This window comes from Zhihengliuella sp., assembly GCF_031178195.1.
Classification (GTDB): Bacteria; Actinomycetota; Actinomycetes; order Actinomycetales; family Micrococcaceae; genus Zhihengliuella.
In genome coordinates this window covers 48,784-67,686 of record NZ_JAPSJL010000011.1, presented here as the reverse complement: position 1 = coordinate 67,686, position 18,903 = coordinate 48,784, and the positions used below count along the sequence as shown (strand labels likewise).

Sequence of the window (18,903 nt, the reverse complement as noted above, 5' to 3'; positions counted from 1 at the left end):
CCCACCGCCGATGCGCCCCTTCCCGGGTCGCGCACCGGTGGCACAGCGCTGCCCATCCACCCCGACTCCAGAGGGAGAAACCACCATGTCCCACAGCACCATCGAGCAGTCCATCCAGGCTCCGCAGACCGCGCCAGGAGCGGGGACCCCGCCCTCGAACCGGTCGACCGCCCGCACCGGCCGCGACTCCAACCGGCGGTCGATGCGGGCGGCGGCCGCCGTCGCACTCGTGATCGGCTCCCTGACCTTGGCCGCGTGCGGCTCCCCGGCCGAGGAGCCGGCATCGCCGTCCGCCGGGCACGGGGACCACGCGGAATCGACGCCGTCGGCCTCCAGCACCACCGCCCCGGCGGAGACCACGGCCCACAACGACGCCGACGTCATGTTCGCCGCGATGATGATCCCGCACCACCAGCAGGCCGTGGAGATGAGCGAGACCGTCCTCGCCGCGGAGGACCTGCCGCCGGAGGTCCGGGACCTCGCCGAGCGCATCAGGGCCGCGCAGGCCCCCGAGATCGAGACCATGGAGTCCTGGCTCGAGCGCTGGGGGGCCGACGCTGCCGATCACGGCGGGCACCGGATGGAGGGGATGCTCACGGAGGAGGAACTCCAGGAGCTCGAGGGTGCCGACGGCGCGCGGGCCGCCGAGCTGTTCCTCACCGGGATGATCGAGCACCACCGCGGCGCCGTCGAGATGGCCGAGGACGAGCTCCGGTCCGGGGAGAACGCCGAGGCCCTGGCCCTGGCCGAGCAGGTCATCGCGGACCAGACCGCCGAGATCGAGGAGATGGAGGGGCTCCTGGCCGAGGTGAAGCAATAGGTCGCTTCCTCCCAGTTCCCGGCCCCCGGCCTCTAGAGTAGGAGCACGCCGCACGACGACGAACGGGAGCCCGTGGAAGAGATCGCGATCACCCTCCTGACCGCGGCCGGACTCGGATGGCTGGCGCACAGCCTCCGGGTCCCGCCGTTGGTCGGCTTCCTCGCCGCGGGGTTCCTGCTGGGCGGGCTGGGCATCGACGGCTTCCCCGGCCTGGACTCGCTCGCGGACATCGGCGTGACGCTGCTGCTGTTCACGATCGGGCTCAAGTTCGACATCCGGTCGCTGGCGCGCCCCGAGGCCTTCGGCACGGCGACCCTGCACATCATCCTCAGCGTCCTCGTCGGCGCGGGGCTGCTGGGGCTCCTCGCCGCCGTCGGACTCTCGCAGTACGCGGACCTCCGGTCCCTGGTGCTGGTCGGCTTCGCGCTGTCGTTCTCCTCGACGGTGCTGTGCATGAAGGTGCTGGAGGAGCGCTCGGACGACGGCTCGTTCTACGGGCAGACGGCCATCGCCATCCTGGTCCTCCAGGACATCGCCGCGGTCGTCTTCATCACCCTGACCTCGGACGATCCGCCCAGCCCGTGGGCTCTCGCCCTGGTCCTCCTGATCCCTGCCGGCTGGGTCCTCCGCCGCCTCCTGGACCATGCCGGGCACGGCGAGCTGCTGGTCCTCTACGGCGTCGCCATGGCGTTGGGGCCGGGCTACTTCCTGTTCGACGCCGTCGGCATCAAGGGCGACCTGGGCGCCCTGGTGATGGGGCTGCTGTTCGCCGGGCACGCCCGGGCGATCGAGCTGTCCAAGTCGCTCTACAGCGTCAAGGAGCTGTTCCTGGTGGGGTTCTTCCTGAGCATCGGGATGCTCGATCAGCCCACGTGGAGCGATCTCGGTCTGGCCGCCCTGCTGACGGCGGTCCTGCTCCCCCTCCGGGCGCTCGGCTTCATCCTGCTGGGGCGTTCGTTCGGCATGCGGAACCGCTCGGCCGTGCGCACGGGCCTGGTGCTCGGGAACTTCTCCGAGTTCTCGATCATCGTCGTCTCGGTCGGCGTCGGCGCGGCCATGCTCGCCGAGGACTGGCTGCCGGTGGTCGGCATCGCCGTGGCGCTGAGCATGGTCGTCTCCTCCCTGCTCAACGGCCGCGGCAGCCACCTGGCGCCCGACCTGGCCGCTCGGCTCCCGGCGCAGGACCCGGACCGCATCCGCCCGGACGACCGCCCCATCGACACGAGCAACGCCGACGTGCTGATCCTGGGCATGGGCAAGATCGGCCGCTCCACCTACGAGCGGATCACCGCCTCCTCGGACCTACGGGTGCTGGCGGTCGACAACGACCACGCCGTGGTCCGCCGGCTCCGCGAGGCCGGGCTGAACGTCATGGAGGGCGACGCCACCGACCTGGAGTTCTGGTACCGGATCTGCCAGGGCGGCCTGGTCCAGACAGTCGTCCTCGCCATGCCGTTCCACGACTCCAATCTCTTCGCCCTGGACCAGCTCCGCGAGGCGGGCTTCGAGGGGCGCATCACCGCCGTGGCGCATCACCCGGACCAGGCCGAGCACCTGCAGAGGCTCGGTGTGGACGGCGTCTACAACCTCTACGAGGGCGCCGGCATCGCGATGGCCGACCTCCTGCTCTCCCCCGGCCCCCGCTGACAGCCCGCCGCGCCTAGACCGCGGCTCAGGCCAGCCCGGCCCTGCGCAGCGCCTCGGCCATGGCTGTATCGCCGCCGGGACCGCCGTCGGCCTGCGGCTTCCGACCGGCCTTCTGGCCGCCGCGCCGACCACCCGGCTGACCGCCGGTGCGCTCGCGCCCCGGCCGTCCTCCGTTCCCGCCGCCGCCCGGCCCGCCGCCCCGAGGGCAGTCACCGCCCGTGCCGCCGCCCTGCCGGCCGCCCGAGGGCTCCGCGCCGCTCCCGGGCGCGCCGGCGGCGGACTCCGACGGCAGCGGGTCGTCCAGCCGCAGGGTCAGCGAGATGCGCTGGCGGGCCAGATCCACGTCGAGGACCTTCACCCGCACGACCTGCCCCGACTTCACGACCTCGCGCGGGTCGGAGACGTACTCCCGGCTCATCGCGGAGACGTGGACCAGGCCGTCCTGGTGGACGCCGAGGTCCACGAAGGCACCGAACGCCGCGACGTTGGAGACCGTGCCCTCGAGGACCATGCCCGGCACCAGGTCGCCGACGGTCTCGACGCCGTCCTTCAGCGCTGCGGTGACGAACTCGCCGCGCGGATCCCGGCCGGGGCGTGCCAGCTCGGCCATGACGTCGCGGACGGTCGGGACGCCGAAGCGCTCGTCCACGAACTGCTCCGGGCGCAGCGACGCGACGGCACCGGCCGCCGCGCCGACGTCGTTCCTGGTCAGTCCGGCGGCGGAGAGGATCCGGCCGGCGAGGCCGTAGGCCTCCGGGTGCACGGCGGACGCGTCCAGCGGCTCCTCGCCGCCGGTGACCCGGAGGAACCCGGCGCACTGCTCGAACGCCTTGGCGCCCAGGCGGGGCACCTTCTTCAACGCGGCGCGGGTGGCGAACGGCCCGTTGGTGTCCCGGTACTCGACGATGTTCCGCCCGAGCGTGGGCCCGACGCCGGCCACGCGCGCCAGCAGCGCCGGCGACGCGGTGTTGACGTCCACGCCGACCGCGTTGACGCAGTCCTCGACGACGGCGTCCAGCGTGCGGTCCAGCTTCGCCGGGGTGAGGTCGTGCTGGTACTGCCCGACGCCGATCGACTTCGGCTCGATCTTGACGAGCTCCGCCAGCGGATCCTGCAGGCGGCGGGCGATCGACGCCGCGCCGCGCAGGGAGACGTCCAGATCGGGCAGCTCGGCCGCGGCCAGGGCCGACGCCGAGTAGACCGACGCCCCGGCCTCGGACACGATGACCTTCGCCGGGCGCACGCCCGCCGCGGCCGTCGCCTCCGCGTAGGCCGGGTTGCCGGCGAGGCGGGCGAGGAGCTCCCCGGCGAGCCGGTCCGTCTCGCGGCTGGCCGTGCCGTTGCCGACGGCCACCAGAGTGGTCCCGTGCCGCACCGCGAGCGATTCGAGGACCGCGAGCGAGTCCTCCCATTTGGTGCTGGACTTCCCGTTGGCGTGGGGGTAGATCGTCGCCGTGTCCACCACCCGGCCGGTGCCGTTGACGACGGCGACCTTCACGCCCGTGCGCAGGCCGGGGTCGAGGCCGAGGACCGTGCGGTTGCCCGCCGGGGCCGCCAGCAGGACGTCGCGGAGGTTGTCGGCGAACACGCGCACCGCCTGCTCCTCGGCCGCCTCGAAGAGCCGCGTGCGGAGGTCGGTCTCCAGCCGGGTGAGGATCCGGCTCTTCCAGGCCAGCCGGACGGTGCGGCTCCGCCAGCCGTGGGCCGGCGAGCCGGCCGGAGCGTCGGCACCCACGGCGCGGGCCACGGCGGCCTCGTAGCCCGCGCGGGCCTCGGCGAGCGCCTCCTCGTCGGCCGGATCCGCCTCGCCGAGGGTCAGCGCCAGCGCGCCCTCGCGCTCGCCGCGCAGCAGCGCCAGGATCCGGTGCCCCGGCAGGCGGTGCAGCGGTTCGGCGAAGTCCTGGTAGTCGGAGAACTTCCCGGCTGCCTCCCCGGCCCCGGGTGCGACGGCGGAGCGCAGGACGCCACGCTTCCAGAGCCGCTCGCGCAGCTCGGCGACCAGCTCCGCGTCCTGCCCGGCCCGCTCGATCACGATCGCCCGCGCCCCGGTGAGGGCGTCGTCGGCGGTCGGGACGGCGTCGTTCACGTAGTGGGCGGCCGCGTCCTGGGGGTCCAGCCCGACGTCGGAGAGCAGCGCGTCGGCGAGCGGTTCGAGTCCGGCCTCGCGGGCGATCTGTGCGCGGGTCCGGCGCTTGGTCTTATAGGGGAGGTAGAGGTCCTCGAGCTCGGTCTTGGTCGTGGCGCCGGCGATCGCGGCGCGCAGCGCGTCCGTGAGCCTGCCCTGCTCGTCGATGGCCTTGACGACGGCGGCCCGGCGGTCCTCGAGCTCGCGCAGGTAGCGCAGGCGCTCCTCGAGCGTGCGCAGCTGGGTGTCGTCGAGGGTCCCGGTCGCCTCCTTGCGGTAGCGGGCGATGAACGGGACGGTGGAGCCGGAGTCCAGCAGGTCGACGGCGGCCTGCACCTGCCACGCCTGGACGCCGAGCTCCTCGGCGATCCGTGCGACCACCGCCCGGGTCCCGGCACCGGGCGCCGGGGAGGCTGGCGACGCGGGGCCCGGCGTCGTCGGGCTGGGTGCCGTGGGGGTGGTCTGGCCTGTGGGTGCTGCGTTGGAGATCGTCACCGGTCCATCTTGCCGCAGCCGGTCCATGCTCGGCGATCCGCAGCCCTAGACTGTGGACATGCGTGGAACCCGATCCGCCGTCCTGGCCGCCGCCGTCCTGCTGCTCGGCCTCACGGGCTGTACCCAGGTCCAGCAGGCCACCGAGGACGCCGCCGCCTCGGCCGTGGACTCCGTCACCGAGTCCGCCCGGCGGGACGTCGTGGCGAGGATCTGCGCGCCGGTGACCGACGGCACGCTGGACGCGTCCGACGTCGCGCTCCTGTCCTCGCTCGTCGAGCCGGCCGAGGCCGCCGGGGTCCCCGCCGACCTCCTGGATCCGCTGCGCCGGGTCGCCGAGGCCGGCGACTCCGCCCCGCAGGATCTGCTCGACGAGGCCGCCGCGGCCTGCACGGAGACCGGCGCGGGAGGGTCCTAGCCGGCACCCGACGCGGTGCGGGCCCGGGCGAGTGCGCGTAGCTCGTCGACCTGCTCCAGCACGGCGTCGAGGCGGCCGCGGAAGTACCCGGCCGTCGAGCCGGTCGAGCCGGAGCCGGGCATCGCGGCGTGGTGGTAGATGCCGTCGCCGATCAGCATGATCGTGTCCGCCACGGCGTCGTCGCCGACCTCCTCCCGGATCAGCTGCCACCAGGAGCCGTGCACGGCGGCGAGCGCCTCGGCCGCCCCGGGGTGCTGCCCCGCGGCGAGCCGCATGACGACGACGAAGAACGTGTCCAGCTCGGTGCCGGTCTCGACCGACGTCCGTACGAAGTAGCGCGACGGCCCCTCCGGCGACGCCCGCATGCGGGCCAGATCCGCCTCCGCGGCCTGGCCCAGGCGCTCGAGGACACCGTCGGCCAGCGCGTCCTTGCTCTTGAAGTGGTACAGGAGCCCGCCCTTGGAGACCCCGGCGCGTGCGGCCGTCGCCTCGAGGGTCGCGGCGCGCTCGCCCTCGCTGCTGACGATCTCGCAGTAGGCGGCGAGGATCTTCTCGCGGGCGGCAGGGGGACGGGCCATGGGAGCCACTCTATCGAGCCGCGCGCGGTGAGGCGCGGCACAGACGCTTCCTTCTTAACCGTCCGGCCGGTACAGTTATTGACGAACCACCGCCCCTTCCACCCTGGGAACAGCCATGACACCGTCCACCGCCGCCGCGCGCACCACCGCCCCGTCCAGCACCCGTCGCTGGCTCGCGCTGGCCGTGCTCATGTTCCCGGTGCTGCTGATCTCCGTGGACAACACCGTGCTCAGCTTCGCCGTCCCGGCCCTGTCCAAGGCGCTGGCGCCGACCTCGGACCAGCTGCTGTGGATGATCGACGTCTACCCGCTGGTGCTGGCCGGCCTGCTGGTCCCCATGGGCAGCCTCGGCGACCGGATCGGCCGCAGGAGGATCCTGCTCATCGGCAGCGCCGGCTTCGGCGTCGTCTCCGCGCTCGCCGCCTTCTCCCCCAGCGCCGAGTGGCTCATCGCCGCCCGCGCCCTGCTGGGTCTCTTCGGCTCCATGCTGATGCCCGCCACGCTGTCGCTGATCCGGAGCATCTTCACCGACCAGGACGAGCGCCGCCGCGCCATCGCGATCTGGGCCGCCGGGTTCGCCGGCGGCGCGGCCCTCGGCCCGATCCTCGGCGGCTGGCTGCTGGAGCACTTCGCCTGGGGCTCGGTCTTCCTCCTGGCGGTCCCGATGCTGCTCCCGATCCTCGTCGGCGGTCCATTCCTGATCCCGGAGTTCAAGGACCCGCGGCCGGGCCCCGTCGACCCGCTCTCGATCGCGCTCGCCATCCTCGCGCTGGCGCCGCTGGTCTTCGGCATCAAGCTGGCCGCCAAGGGGGCCGACCCCGTCGTCGCTGCGGCCGCGGTCGCCGTCGGACTGGTCAGCGGCTGGCTCTTCGTGCGCCGGCAGCTGCGCTGGCCGATCCCCATGCTGGACGTGCGGCTCTTCCGCAACCCCACCTTCTCCGGCGCGCTCGCGGTGAACCTGCTCAGCGTCTTCTCGATGGTCGGGTTCATCTACTTCCTCACCCAGCACCTGCAGCTGGTCGCGGGCCTGTCCCCGATGCAGGCCGGCGTCCTCATGATCCCGGGCCTGGCCCTGTCGATCGTCTCCGGGCTGTCCGCGGCGCGGCTCGTCCGCCGCGTCGCCGTCTCCACGCTCATGGTCTCCGGCCTCGGCCTCAACGCGGTCGCCTACGCGCTCGTCCTGGTCGTCGCGCAGGCGGACTCGGTGCTGCCGCTCATGGGAGCGTTCGCGGTGCTCGGAGCCGGCGTCGGACTCTCGGAGACCCTCTCCAACGATCTGGCGCTGTCGGCCGTCCCGCCGGCGAAGGCGGGCGCGGCATCGGCCATCTCGGAGACAGCCTACGAGTCCGGCACGGTCCTCGGCACCGCCGTCCTCGGCGGGCTCCTCAACGCCGCCTACACGCGGAACCTCCGCGTGCCGGAGGGCATCGGCGGGGCCGATGCGGCCGCGGCCGCGCAGACGCTCGGCGGAGCGCACGACGTCGCCGCGCACCTGCCCGCGGACCAGGCCGCCGCGCTGCTGGCGTCGGCCGCCCACGCGTTCGACTCCGGGGTCGCCGTCACGGCGTCGATCGGGATGGCGACCGCCGTCGTGGCTGCGGTCGTCATCCACCGGGCACTGCGCCGCCAGCCGGTCGCCGTCGCACCCGCCGCCCACGACTGAGCCCTCCCGCCACCGCCGCGCGTGCGGCAGACTGTCGGCATGAACGACTATGCGGGGTTCCTGCGCGGGATCAACGTCGGCGGCCGCCGGATCGCCATGGCGGACCTGGCCGCCTGCGTCGAGTCCGCCGGCGTGCGGGACGTGGGGACGGTCCTGGCCACGGGGAACATCCTCTTCGCCGCGGAGCTGGCACCCGACGCCGCCCGCGAGCTGCTCGAGACCGCGATCGGGGAGCGCTTCGGGTTCGCCGCACGCCTCTTCGTCAAGACGCTGCCGGAGGTCGGCGAGCTGGTCGCGGCCTGCCCGTTCGACCGCTCAGCGGAGTACCAGGGGCACCCGGCGCACACCTACGTCACCTTCACCTCCGGCCCGGACGTGGTGCACGCGGCACTCGCGCGGCTGAGGGCGCTGGAACCGGACGCACTGGAACGGGACGCACTGGAACGAGCGGCCGGACGCGACGACGTCGTCTACTGGCAGACGCCGAAGGGCACCACGCTGGAGAACCCGCTGGCCAGGATCCTGGCCGGCGCCCGCCTGAAGGAGCACCACACCACGCGCAACCTCAACACGCTGGAGAAGGTCCTCGCGGCGAGGTCTCGCTAGGGCCTGGATCGAAGCCGGGGCCGGGCTAGACGTTGAGCCGGTACCCCCGCTTGACCACCGTCGCCACGAGCCCGGGGTCGGGCAGGGCCCGGCGGAGGCGGCTGACCGCCATGTCCAGCGCGTGGTCGCCCTGGCCCTCCGGGAGGATCGCGATGAGCTCGGCCCGGGAGAGCACGGCCCCGCGGGCGTCGGCGATGGCTCGGAACAGGGCCAGCTGCGAGGCCCCGAGCTCCCGGGTCTCGCCGCCGAGCGCCACCACGGCCCCGCGCAGCGCGACGTCGCCGAGCGCAGTCGTGTAGTGCCGGGTGCCGCGCCCGCCCAGGAACTCGACGATCTGCCGGATCATCGCCCCCATCCGGAAGCGCTCCGGGATCAGCGGGTCGATGCCCACGACCTGCAGGGGCTGCGCCGTCACGGGCCCCACGGTCGCGGCGACGACGTGCGTCTGGAACGCCTCGACCAGGTCCCAGTAGCGGCCGCGCTGGCGCGCCGCGTCCCACAGGGCGTCGACGGCGGGCGCGGCCGTGAAGGTCACCAGGTCCAGCCCGCCGTTGCACACGGCGTCAATCAGCCGCGCGACCTTCTCCTCGCTCCCCTCCGGCACCACCCACCGGTAGGGCGAGACGGTCAGCACGCGGGCGCCTGCCGCCTCGAGCCGGGCGACCTCGTCGGCATCGGCGAGGCCGTGCAGCTGGATCGCCACGGTCCGGCCCGCGACCCCGCGCTCGAGCGCCAGGTCCACCATCGTCGTCGTCCGCTCGTCGGGACTGACGCCGTCGTCGTCGAAACCCGCGGCGCGCACGGCCCCCCGGGCCTTCGGCCCGCGCACGAGGATCGTGGCCCGCTCCAGCGTGCGCGTCAGCTCCTCACCCTGCCCGTGGGCGTCGGCCGAGTCGATCCACCGGCGCATGCCGTAGGCGGTGGTGACCAGGACGACGTCGGGGCGCGCCGCGATCAGGGCCGCCGTCTCCGCCTGCAGGTCCGCGTCCTCCGCGACGGGCGCGATCTTCAGCACCGGGGCATGCAGGACCTCGGCGCCGCGGCGCTCGAGGGCCTCGATGAGATCCGCCGACCGGCGATCGCTGGTCACGCCGATCCGGAACCCGGCCAGCGAGCCCTCCCCACTCCCCGGGCCGTCGTGGTCCGCGCGGCCGTCCCGCTCCGTGCTGCCGACGGGCGCCGGTGTCTCCATCACGCTCGAACTCCCTCCCCGCTTCCGGCGCCGAACTCCTCGGCGAGCCGGGTCCAGTCGTCGCCGGAGGCCACGACGTCGCCGATCACGATCACCGCCGGCGAGGAGCACTTCGCCTCCGCCGCCGCGAGCGCCAGCCTATCCAGCGGGGCCGCGGTGGAGCGCTGCGTGTCGCAGAACCCCCGCTCGATGACGACGGCGGGCGTCTCCGGCGCCAGCCCGTGGCGCAGCAGGCCGGCGGTGGTCTGCGGGAGCGTGCCGACCCCCATGAGGAGCACGATCGTGCCGCCGAGCCCGGCCAGGTGCTCCAGCTCGTCCTCCGAGAACGGCTGGTGCCCGGACGCGACCGTGAACAACTTGGACACGCCGCGGTGCGTCACGGGGACACCGACGGCGCCGGGCACGGAGATCGCGGAGGTGACGCCCGGGAGCACGGTCACGGGCACGCCGGCCTCCGCGCACGCCCGGACCTCCTCGGCCCCGCGTCCGAACACGAACGGGTCCCCACCCTTGAGCCGGACCACCGTGCGGCCGGCGAGCGCCGCCTCCACCAGCTGCCGCTCGATCTCGCCCTGCGGCACCTTGTGGTGTCCGGGGGTCTTCCCGACATCGACCAGGTCGGCCCCGGGGGCCAGCGCGGCGACCAGCTCCGCGGCCGGGATCACCGAGTCCGGCCCGGCCGGACCCAACCGGTCGTAGAAGACGACGTCCGCCTGGGCGAGCGCGGCGCGGGCGGCGACGGTCAGCAGGTCCGCGCGCCCCGGGCCGCCGCCGACGAGCGTGACGTTCCCGCCGGACGCGGCCGCGGGCTCGGCGACGAGCAGGATCCCGCGCTCCCGGCACCGGGCGGCGAGGGCGCCCCAGCCGTCGTCGTCCGCTCCCGTCCGGACGACGACGACCAGCGCGACCCGGTCGAGGACCTCCGGCCGGGTCGGGCGCCCGGGCGCGGCCTCGGCAGGTGTGGAGTCGGATGGTGCGACGCCGGACGGCGCGAGGTCGGACGGTGCGACGGCGGTCAGGACCTCCGCCCCGGCGTCGCGGTAGCGTGCGACGGCCCGGCGCGCCGCGCGGGCCTCGCCGCAGACGAGCACGGTCCGCCCGGCCAGATCGGGCGTGCCCGGGAGCATCATCGAGCGCCTCCCGCCGGGGAGCCGACGGGGATGCTGGCCCCGAGCGGCACGGGGCCCGCAGGACGCTTCTGGCCGCGCTCCTCGACGTACTCGAGGCTTTGGTCCACCTGCCCGGGCGCGTTGACGAAGGACCGGAACCGGCGCAGCCGCTCGGGGTCCTTCAGCGTGGCGGCCCACTCGTCCTCGTAGGTCGCGACGTGGCGCTCCATGGCCGCCTCGAGCTCCGCGCCGAGGCCCAGGGAGTCGTTGACGACGACGTCGCGCACGTGGTCGATGCCGCCGTCGAGCTCGTCCATCCAGTGGGCCGTGCGCTGCAGGCGGTCCGCGGTGCGGATGTAGTACATGAAGAAGCGGTCGATGTAGCGGACGAGGGTGGCGTCGTCGAGATCCTGGGCGAGCAATCGGGCGTGGGCCGGGTTGGCCCCGCCGTTGCCGCCCACGTAGAGGTTCCAGCCGTCGGAGGTGGCGACGACGCCGACATCCTTGCCGCGGGCCTCGGCGCACTCGCGGGCGCACCCGGAGACGCCCATCTTCAGCTTGTGCGGCGAGCGCAGGCCGCGGTAGCGCAGCTCCAGCTCGATCGCCAGGGAGACCGAGTCCTGCACGCCGTAGCGGCACCAGGAGGAGCCGACGCAGCCCTTCACGGTGCGCAGGGACTTGCCGTACGCCTGCCCGGACTCGAACCCAGCGTCGACGAGCTCCCTCCAGATGTCCGGCAGCTGCTCCAGGCGGGCGCCGAACATGTCGATCCGCAGGCCGCCGGTGAGCTTGGTGTAGAGCCCGTACTTCTGGGCGACGGAGGCGATGACGCCGAGCTTCTCCGGCGTGATCTCGCCGCCGGGGATGCGCGGCACCACCGAGTAGGTCCCGTCCTTCTGCATGTTCGCCAGGGCGCGGTCGTTGGTGTCCTGCAGGCCGCCGAGGTCGCCGTCGAGCGGGTAGGCGTTGTGCTGGGAGGCGAGGATATTGGCGATGGCCGGCTTGCAGAGGTCGCAGCCGTCCCCGGTGCCGAAGCGCTCCATGACGGTCTCGTAGCTGGTCAGCCCCGCGATGCGGACGGCCTCGAACAGTTCGGCGCGGGAGAAGGCGATGTGCTCGCACATGGCCCGGGAGACCTCGATGCCCGACTTGACCAGCTCCTGCTCCAGGAGCTTCTTGAGCATCGGCACGCAGGAGCCGCACTGGGTCCCCGCCTTGGTGCAGGACTTGAGGCCCGCGAGCTCGCGGACCGGCTCGCTCCCCTCGCAGGTGCCGCACCCTCCCACCGCGTCGCGGAGGGAGCCGGCGGTGACATTGTTGCAGGAGCAGAGGGTGGCATCGTCGGGCAGCTCGGACTCGGGCGCCGCTCCGCCGCCGGCGGCGGAGAGATAGGCGCCCGGCTCGGCGGGCAGCTCCCGGCCCAGCAGCGGGCGCAGAGACGTGTAGGGGGCGGCGTCGCCGACGAAGATGCCGCCGAGCAGCGTCCGGGCGTCATCGCTCACCACGACCTTCTGGTAGACGCCGCGGGCGGGGTCCGCATAGACGACCTCGAGCGCGCCGTCGGCCTTCGCGAACGCATCGCCGAAACTGGCGACGTCCACGCCGGAGAGCTTCAGCTTGGTGGCGGTGTCGAAGCCGGCGAACGTGGCCTCGCCGCCGTGGATGCGGTCCGCGACGATCTCCGCCATGGTGTTGGCCGGGGCCACCAGCCCGATGCAGAACCCGCCGAAGTTCGCGACCTCACCGGCCGCCCAGACGTGGGGGACGTCGGTCGCGCAGGTCTCGTCGATGACGACGCCGCCGCGCGGGCCCATGCGGAACACGGGGCGGTAGTCCTCGGCCGGCTCCTGGTCCGTCCCGACGAGTTCCTCGACCGGCTTGCCGGCCGCGGCGGCGGCAGCCTCGCGGGCCCGGCCGTTGACCTGGCGGATCAGCTCGTCGCGCGGACGGACGCCGATGGACACGATCACCAGGTCCGCGTCGATGACGCGGCCGTCGGCCATCTCGACGCCAGTCACGCGCGCCTCGCCGTCGACCTCCTCGGTGAGGACCTTGGAGGGGAAGACCCCGCTGTGCACCTCGAGGCCCCGGTCGGCGATCAGGCGGCCCATGGCCTGCCCGGCGCCCTCGTCCAGCTGTGTGCCCATGAGCCACGGGCCGCCGTCGATCACCACCGGCCGGGCGCCGAGCGCCTGGACGCCGGCCGCGGCCTCGAGCCCGAGGAGGCCGCCGCCGATCGTCACAGCGGTGACCGTCCGCCCGTACCGAGCGGTGAGCTCGGCGATCCGTCGGTTGATCGTCCAGACGTCCTCCAGATGCCGGTACACGTGCGTGTGCTCGTTGCCGGGGATCGGCAGCGTCGCCGCGTTGGAGCCGGTGGCGAGGACGAGCTCGTCGTAGGCGAACCGGCGGCCGTCGGCGGCGATCACCTCACGGGAGTCCAGATCCAGGTCGACGACTCGGGCGCCCGTGACCAGTTCGATCCCCTCGTGCGCCCACAGTGCGGGGTCGCCGAGGGTCAGGTCCACGTCCGTCGTGATCAGCGCCTTGGACAGCGCCACTCGGTCGTAGGGGGTGTGGGGCTCCTCGGTGAGGACCGTGACCTCGAACCCGTCGAGGCCCCGAGCCGCCATCGCGTCGGTGAACCGGTGCGCGGCCGGGCCGCCTCCGACGACGACGATGCGGCGGTTCTCCGTGCTGCTGGTGTTGGTCATGGCTGCCTCACTCGGTAGTTGGTGCACCCGGCCCGCGGTCGCCTCGTGCTGCTCGGCGGGCCCGCTCTGCGTGCGGTCTCGGTATCGAATGTAGGGATCGGGATTTGCCCGGCGGTTGCTGGGGTGTCACGCCATAGAAACATCTTCTCTGTTTCGACCATGCGACGGAGTGAGGAGCATGAAATCTGACCGAAACGCTGCGTCACGCCCGGCAACACGGGGCCGGGAAACGGCGAACGGAGCGGGCCCTCGGCAGCGATGCTCGGCGGCCCTCCTCCCGTCGTCGGCGGCTCACGGGGACCGGTCCGGCACCGTGAGGCAGCGTTTACAGCAGGGTGACGGCTCCCGGGGCCCGGCCGTAACAAGGGCTACCTAGTGTTCTCGGCAGGTCGCTGATCCGACCGTCCCGGGGGCAACCGCGCCGGGGACGCCAGCCAGAGTGAAGAGGAGTGGACCATGACGATCCTGCTCGACGAGAACGCAGACGCCGCCGTCACCACCGCCGTCGACGGGGCCGAGGTCCTCGACGCCTGCCGCATCGAGGACCTCGCCCCCGGCTGGGGCGAGGCGGCCTGGCTGAACGGCCGCCAGGTGGCCCTGTTCCGGTTCCCGGACGGCACCGTCCACGCTGCCGACCAGCGCTGCCCGGCCACCGGTGCCCCCGTCATGTCCCGCGGCATCACGGGCAGCCGGACCATCGACGGCCGGCAGGTGCGGACCATCGCCAGCCCCCTCCACAAGGAGGTCTACCGGCTGGACACGGGCGAATGCCTCACCGCCGACGGGGGCCATGCGGGCGCCCCGCCCCGGCTCGCGATCTTCCCGGCCCGTCTCGAGGGCGACCGCGTCCGCGTGGAGGTGTCGTGACATGAGCACGCTCCTCGTCCGGGATCCGTCCTGCCTCGCCTCCCCCGCCCCCGACGCTCCGTCCTCGACCGAGGCCTGGACGGGCTGGGTCCCGCGGGTCGCAGCGGCACCCTCGTGGCGGCCTCCCACGGCACGTCCAGCCCGGCCGGGCAGCAGGCGGTCCGCGCGCTGGTCCACGCCGTGGCCGCGTCCCGCCCCGGCGTCCGCGTCCAGGAGGCCTTCGTGGACGTCCAGACCCCCGGGGTCCCGCAGGTCCTCGCCGGTGCCGGAGAGGAGCCGCGGGTCGTCCCGCTGCTGCTCTCCAGCGGTCACCACACCCGCCACGATCTGGCGGAGGCCGCTCGGACGGTTCCGGGGGCCACCGTCGCTCGTGCGCTCGGCCCGGATCCCCGCCTCGCGTCGGTCCTCGCACGCCGGCTGCGCGAGGCCGGCCTCCGGCGCGACGACCACGTCGTCCTGGCCTGCGCCGGGTCCACGGATACCCGCGGCGTCGAGGAGTGCCGGACCACGGCCGCGATGCTGTCCGAGACGATCGGCCTGCGCGTCGAGGCCGCCTTCGTCTCCGCCGCCGAGCCGACCCTCGAGCACGCGGTCGGCGCCGGCGTCGCGCGCCTGGAGCGAGGATGGTTCCCGCGACGCCGGCCGGGCCACGGACGCGTGGTGGTCTCCACCTACCTTCTGGCCCCGGGGCACTTCGGGGCACGAGCGGCCGCCTGCGGCGCCCACGTGGTGGCCCAGCCGCTCCTCGTCCCCGGACGGCCCGTGCCGGAGGAACTCGTGGAGATCGTCCTCGACCGCTACGACCGCCCCTAGCGGTCCGGCCCGATGCGCCGGGGCCGTGACCGAAGACTCGCACTGCCCTTTCTGCCCTGGTCAGCAGCGCTTTCTGCGCTCGACCCAGCGTCTTCTCGGGTGCCGCCAGAGGCCCGGATTATGCTCTGAGCGTGCAGGGGGTACCCAAGCCGGGGTTTATCGCGTAGGCTCTAACGCGTAGTAGTCGTAGTTCTTCACGCAGTATTTGCAGTGCCATGTTCCTGACGGGGCTGGACCGTTGTAAGTCGCGGCGAATTTTCCGCATCTACAATTTGGCCACGAAACTGTGGCCTTATCCCAGGCGCTTCGGCGCAACGTCTCGAAAGGACATCATCATGGCAACAGGTACCGTTAAGTGGTTCAACCCGGAAAAGGGCTTCGGCTTCATCGCACCGGAGGACGGCTCGGCTGACGTGTTCGCACACTACTCCGCCATCCAGTCCAACGGCTTCCGCTCGCTCGAAGAGGGCCAGCGCGTCGAGTTCGATGTGACTCAGGGCCAGAAGGGCCTTCAGGCCGAGAACATCCGCGCGCTCTAAGCAGCCCGCGGCGATGCGCCCCTGAAGCCTGACGACTCGATCGTCAGCCGCTTCTGACGGGCACGCATTCTTCCAGCAGCCGACGTACTCGTCGACGCCACCGGTTCATCCGGCGGCCGAGACCGAGCACGTCGGCTGCTGTGTTTTAAGTCGCTCCCGTGTCGGTGGGAATGATTCGCCGACGCAACTGGTTGGCAACGGACGTGAAGCTCTCAGTCCTGGACCTGGCCCCCATCCGCACGAACGGCAGCATCGCCGAGACATTCGCCGAATCCGTCGAACTCGCGCAGGAGGCCGAGCGACTGGGCTTCGAGCGCGTCTGGTACGCCGAGCACCACAACATGGCGACCATCGCCTCCAGTGCCACCTCGCTCCTGATCGCGCACATCGCCCACCACACGGAGCGCATCCGACTCGGCTCCGGCGGCGTCATGCTCCCCAACCACTCCCCGCTCGTCATCGCGGAGCAGTTCGGCACCCTCGAGACCCTGTTCCCGGGCCGCATCGACCTGGGCCTCGGCCGGGCGCCGGGCACCGACCAGCTCACCTTCCAGGCATTGCGCCGCGACCCTCGCTCCTCGGACGCGTTCCCGCACGACGTGCTGGAGCTGCAGGGCTTCCTCTGCCGCGAGTCCCGTATCAAGGGCGTGCACGCCTACCCGGGCTTCGGCACCAACGTCGCGCTCTACATCCTCGGGTCGAGCCTGTTCGGCGCACAGCTCGCAGCGCAGCTCGGGCTGCCGTACTCGTTCGCCTCCCATTTCGCGCCCGACGCCCTGCACCAGGCCATCCGGGTCTACCGGGAGACGTTCCAGCCGTCGGAGCAGCTGTCCGAGGCGTACGTCATCGCCGGGGTCGGCGTCGTCGCGGCGCGCACCAACGCGGAGGCCCAGGCCCAGTTCGAGGCCGTCCGGCGCGACCGGGTCGCCAAGTTCCTCGGCCGCAACCGCATGGCGCCCGGCTCCACCGAGGCCCCGTTCACGGACGAGGAGATCGACATGCTGCTGGACTCCCCCGCCGGCGAGCAGGTCCTGGGCATGCTCAAGTACACGGCCGTGGGCACCCCCGAGGCCGTCGGCGCGTACCTCCGCGACTTCGCGAAGAGCGCGGATGCCGACGAGCTCATCACCGTCCAGTCCGCCATTACTCCGGCGGAGCGGCTGGAGTCGCTGCGGCTGACCGCGGAGGGCGTCGGCACCGTCCAGGTCTGACCCGGCGCACTCCCGGGCCGGCGCCCATGGCCACGCTGCGACGGCGCCGCCCGCACGCGGCTCAGAGGGCGCCGAGCAGGTCCTTCCAAATGGCCTTGCGGACGGCGACGCCGTCGGGAGCCGGGACGCGGGTGTGGGTCGCGGTCACGAGCACCCGGTCCTCGCCCCTCTCCTCGAAGGAGACGGCGACGCGCGTACCGTCGTCGAGGTCGAGGCGCCAGTAGGAGCGCTTGTCCGTGGCGGACGTCCGGGGCTCACCCTCCGGCCCGGCACCGGCGATGGATCCGGCGTCGGCGAGACGCCCGGCGGCGAGGTCCGCCCAGCGCTGGGCGACGCCGTCGCGTCGTCCCGCCACGGTGCGGCTGACGGAGGCGTCGAAGGTGCCGTCGGCTCGCTGGCCGGGCAGCCGGCGCCCGATGTGCTGCTCGTAGGCGACGGCGATGGACTGGGCCCACCAGCCATTGTTGCCGTTCGCCACGTCGAGCCGTTCGTGGGCGAGCTCCGCGATGCGCGGGTGCGGCTCCTCGCGCGCGCCGGCCTCGTCCAGCAGGGCGACCCAGTCGGCCCAGGAGCACCCGGACGCCTTCTCGATGGCGGCGACATTGGACGGGTTCACGGGGTTCGACGGCTCCACCATGCGCTCAGGATACGCCGACGGCCCGGCCCCGAGGAGGCCCCGGGGCCGGGCCGCCCGCCAGCGTCAGGCGGGGTCAGTTGCCGAACGTGTCCAGCAGGCGACCCTCCGCCGACCAGAGCCCGAGCGAGTCGCCGCCGTTGTTCAGGACCGCTCCGCCGTCGTTGTAGTAGGCGTCGTCTGCGTCGGTGCCGGAGGCGGAGTACACGCGCAGTGTCTCGCCCGGCTCCAGCACGTAGCCCTCGCCGATGCTCAGGACGTTGTTGGCGGCGTCGCGGAGGTAGTAGCCGGACACGTCGACGGGAGCGGCGCCGTCGTTCACGAGCACCACGTGCTCCCCGTGCTGGTCCTGCGTGTCCGAGCCGGGCGCGTCGTTGACGGCCCCCTGGATCCGCACGCTCCGGCCGCCGGGGAAGGGGTCGCGGCCGTCGAGGTAGCGCTCCAGCTGGATCGGGAAGTCGCCGGTGATCCGCTCGACGCCCAGGGCGAGCGCCTTCTCCATCTCATCCTCCGCGTTGACCGTGTAGACGCCGATCTCCAGACCGGCGGCCTGCACGCGGTCCACGGCGGCCTGGTCCAGCGTGCGGTAGTTGGTGCCGACCGAGTCGACGAACCCGGCCAGCCGCTCCAGCTCCGCCTCGCCGGGCACGGTCCCGGCCAGCTGCTGCAGCGGGACCTCGGGGGCCAGCTCCGCGAAGCGCGCATTCGATGCCGCGTCGAACCCGAGGACCTCCACCTTGTCCGCGGCGACGAGCTTCCGCCAGCTCGCGTCCCCGTGGAGCGCCCCGGCGACCACGGCCTCGACGCCGGGCGAGTTCTTCGGGGACTTGATCTCGATGTAGACGCCGGTCTGCGGGGTCGCGATCCGGGCGGCGTCGTCGAGGTGCGGGATCCTCTCGCCCGCGAATTTCTGCGAGAAGTAGGAGCCGACGTCCAGCTGCTGCAGCTCGTCCCAGGTGAAGGACGTGATCGGGTCGTCCTCGCGCCCCGGGAAGACCTCGGCGACGTCGGTGGTGCGCGCGGGCGTGTCGTCGTGGAAGAGGAACGGCACGCCGTCCGCGGAGAGCTGCACGTCGATCTCGAAGTAGTCCGCCCCGGAGGCCCGGCCGTCCTTGAACGCCGACACCGTGTTCTCCGGCGCGGTGCCGGCGGCCCCGCGGTGGCCGATCAGCACGGGCTGCTCGCTCTCCGGCAGACCGGCGTTGGGGCCTTCGGCGGCGGCGTGCGCGCCGGCGGCACCGGCCAGCAGGACGACGGCGCCGGTCGCCGCCGCGGCGAGTGTCCGGTTCAGGGGGTGCTTCATCGTGGGGTCCTCGTCTTCGTCTCAGGGGTGCTGGGTCGTGCTGCCGCTCGCGACCGTGGCGGGAGGCAACTGTGCCACCCTGCCGTGCCACGATGACGCTGCGCCGACGCCCGAGTTAATGCACCCCAAAGAGCGGCCCACATGTGGAAGACTCGGCGGAAACGGCCATGTC

The 18,903-nt window shown here is 73.1% G+C and carries 16 protein-coding genes; 9 read left to right on the top strand and 7 right to left on the bottom strand.

The genetic code is table 11. The annotated features are described in order from the left end of the window. The first annotated feature begins 85 nt into the window (after positions 1–85). Together RIN46_RS13540 and RIN46_RS13535 are read left to right on the top strand one after the other, a co-directional pair. A complete protein-coding gene (locus tag RIN46_RS13540; RefSeq protein ID WP_309080851.1) occupies positions 86–820 on the top strand; it encodes a DUF305 domain-containing protein in 735 nt (244 codons plus the stop codon). A 72-nt stretch (positions 821–892) separates the two neighbouring features. After that, a complete protein-coding gene (locus RIN46_RS13535; RefSeq protein WP_309080850.1) occupies positions 893–2,467 on the top strand; it encodes a cation:proton antiporter in 1,575 nt (524 codons plus the stop codon). Between the two features lie 25 nt (positions 2,468–2,492). On the opposite strand, the gene RIN46_RS13530 is transcribed toward RIN46_RS13535, so the two are convergent. Then, positions 2,493–5,081: a Tex family protein gene (locus tag RIN46_RS13530; protein WP_375164263.1), complete on the bottom strand. Its 2,589-nt coding sequence runs from the start codon at positions 5,079–5,081 to the stop codon at positions 2,493–2,495. A 64-nt stretch (positions 5,082–5,145) separates the two neighbouring features. Between RIN46_RS13530 and RIN46_RS13525 the strand changes: the two genes are divergently transcribed. Then, positions 5,146–5,502 carry a hypothetical protein gene (locus RIN46_RS13525; RefSeq protein ID WP_309082372.1) on the top strand — a complete coding sequence of 119 codons (357 nt, stop codon included), beginning with the start codon at positions 5,146–5,148 and terminating at the stop codon, positions 5,500–5,502. Here RIN46_RS13525 and RIN46_RS13520 read toward each other — a convergent pair. Continuing rightward, the gene (locus RIN46_RS13520; protein ID WP_309082373.1) at positions 5,499–6,080 is read right to left on the bottom strand and encodes a TetR/AcrR family transcriptional regulator; all 582 of its coding nucleotides are present in this window, start codon (positions 6,078–6,080) and stop codon (positions 5,499–5,501) included. The two genes, RIN46_RS13525 and RIN46_RS13520, sit on opposite strands and share 4 nt — an antisense overlap. Before the next feature lie 115 nt (positions 6,081–6,195). On the opposite strand from RIN46_RS13520, the gene RIN46_RS13515 reads away from it, so the two are divergent. Beyond that, the gene (locus RIN46_RS13515) at positions 6,196–7,743 is read left to right on the top strand and encodes an MFS transporter (protein ID WP_309082374.1); all 1,548 of its coding nucleotides are present in this window, start codon (positions 6,196–6,198) and stop codon (positions 7,741–7,743) included. A gap of 39 nt (positions 7,744–7,782) precedes the next feature. Beyond that, entirely contained in the window at positions 7,783–8,349 is a 567-nt protein-coding gene (locus RIN46_RS13510; RefSeq protein WP_309082375.1) for a DUF1697 domain-containing protein, read from the top strand. 25 nt (positions 8,350–8,374) lie between these two features. On the opposite strand, the gene RIN46_RS13505 is transcribed toward RIN46_RS13510, so the two are convergent. The 3 genes from RIN46_RS13505 to nirB are packed head-to-tail and all read right to left on the bottom strand — an operon-like array spanning position 8,375 to position 13,364. Then, the gene (locus RIN46_RS13505) at positions 8,375–9,541 is read right to left on the bottom strand and encodes a uroporphyrinogen-III synthase (RefSeq protein ID WP_309082426.1); all 1,167 of its coding nucleotides are present in this window, start codon (positions 9,539–9,541) and stop codon (positions 8,375–8,377) included. After that, positions 9,541–10,671 (bottom strand): uroporphyrinogen-III C-methyltransferase, encoded by a 1,131-nt coding sequence (gene cobA / locus RIN46_RS13500; RefSeq protein ID WP_309082376.1) that lies wholly within the window; start codon positions 10,669–10,671, stop codon positions 9,541–9,543. Before cobA ends, RIN46_RS13505 begins: the two co-directional genes overlap by 1 nt. Then, entirely contained in the window at positions 10,668–13,364 is a 2,697-nt protein-coding gene (gene nirB, locus RIN46_RS13495; RefSeq protein WP_309082377.1) for a nitrite reductase large subunit NirB, read from the bottom strand. Before nirB ends, cobA begins: the two co-directional genes overlap by 4 nt. Before the next feature lie 456 nt (positions 13,365–13,820). On the opposite strand from nirB, the gene RIN46_RS13490 reads away from it, so the two are divergent. The 4 genes from RIN46_RS13490 to RIN46_RS13475 all read left to right on the top strand — a co-directional run bounded on the left by RIN46_RS13490 (position 13,821) and on the right by RIN46_RS13475 (position 16,794). Further along, positions 13,821–14,231, top strand: coding sequence for a nitrite reductase (NAD(P)H) small subunit (locus RIN46_RS13490; RefSeq protein WP_309082378.1), 411 nt, complete (start codon positions 13,821–13,823; stop codon positions 14,229–14,231). Between the two features lie 114 nt (positions 14,232–14,345). Then, positions 14,346–15,044 (top strand): CbiX/SirB N-terminal domain-containing protein, encoded by a 699-nt coding sequence (locus RIN46_RS13485; protein ID WP_309082379.1) that lies wholly within the window; start codon positions 14,346–14,348, stop codon positions 15,042–15,044. Between the two features lie 335 nt (positions 15,045–15,379). Then, positions 15,380–15,583 carry a cold-shock protein gene (locus RIN46_RS13480; RefSeq protein ID WP_309082380.1) on the top strand — a complete coding sequence of 68 codons (204 nt, stop codon included), beginning with the start codon at positions 15,380–15,382 and terminating at the stop codon, positions 15,581–15,583. A gap of 203 nt (positions 15,584–15,786) precedes the next feature. After that, the gene (locus RIN46_RS13475; protein WP_309109471.1) at positions 15,787–16,794 is read left to right on the top strand and encodes an LLM class flavin-dependent oxidoreductase; all 1,008 of its coding nucleotides are present in this window, start codon (positions 15,787–15,789) and stop codon (positions 16,792–16,794) included. Between the two features lie 61 nt (positions 16,795–16,855). On the opposite strand, the gene RIN46_RS13470 is transcribed toward RIN46_RS13475, so the two are convergent. Both RIN46_RS13470 and RIN46_RS13465 read right to left on the bottom strand, forming a co-directional pair. After that, positions 16,856–17,431, bottom strand: a complete 576-nt coding sequence (locus tag RIN46_RS13470; RefSeq protein WP_309082381.1) for a hypothetical protein — start codon at positions 17,429–17,431, stop codon at positions 16,856–16,858. Between the two features lie 73 nt (positions 17,432–17,504). Next, the gene (locus tag RIN46_RS13465; protein WP_309082382.1) at positions 17,505–18,731 is read right to left on the bottom strand and encodes a glycerophosphodiester phosphodiesterase family protein; all 1,227 of its coding nucleotides are present in this window, start codon (positions 18,729–18,731) and stop codon (positions 17,505–17,507) included. Positions 18,732–18,903: the final 172 nt, after the last annotated feature.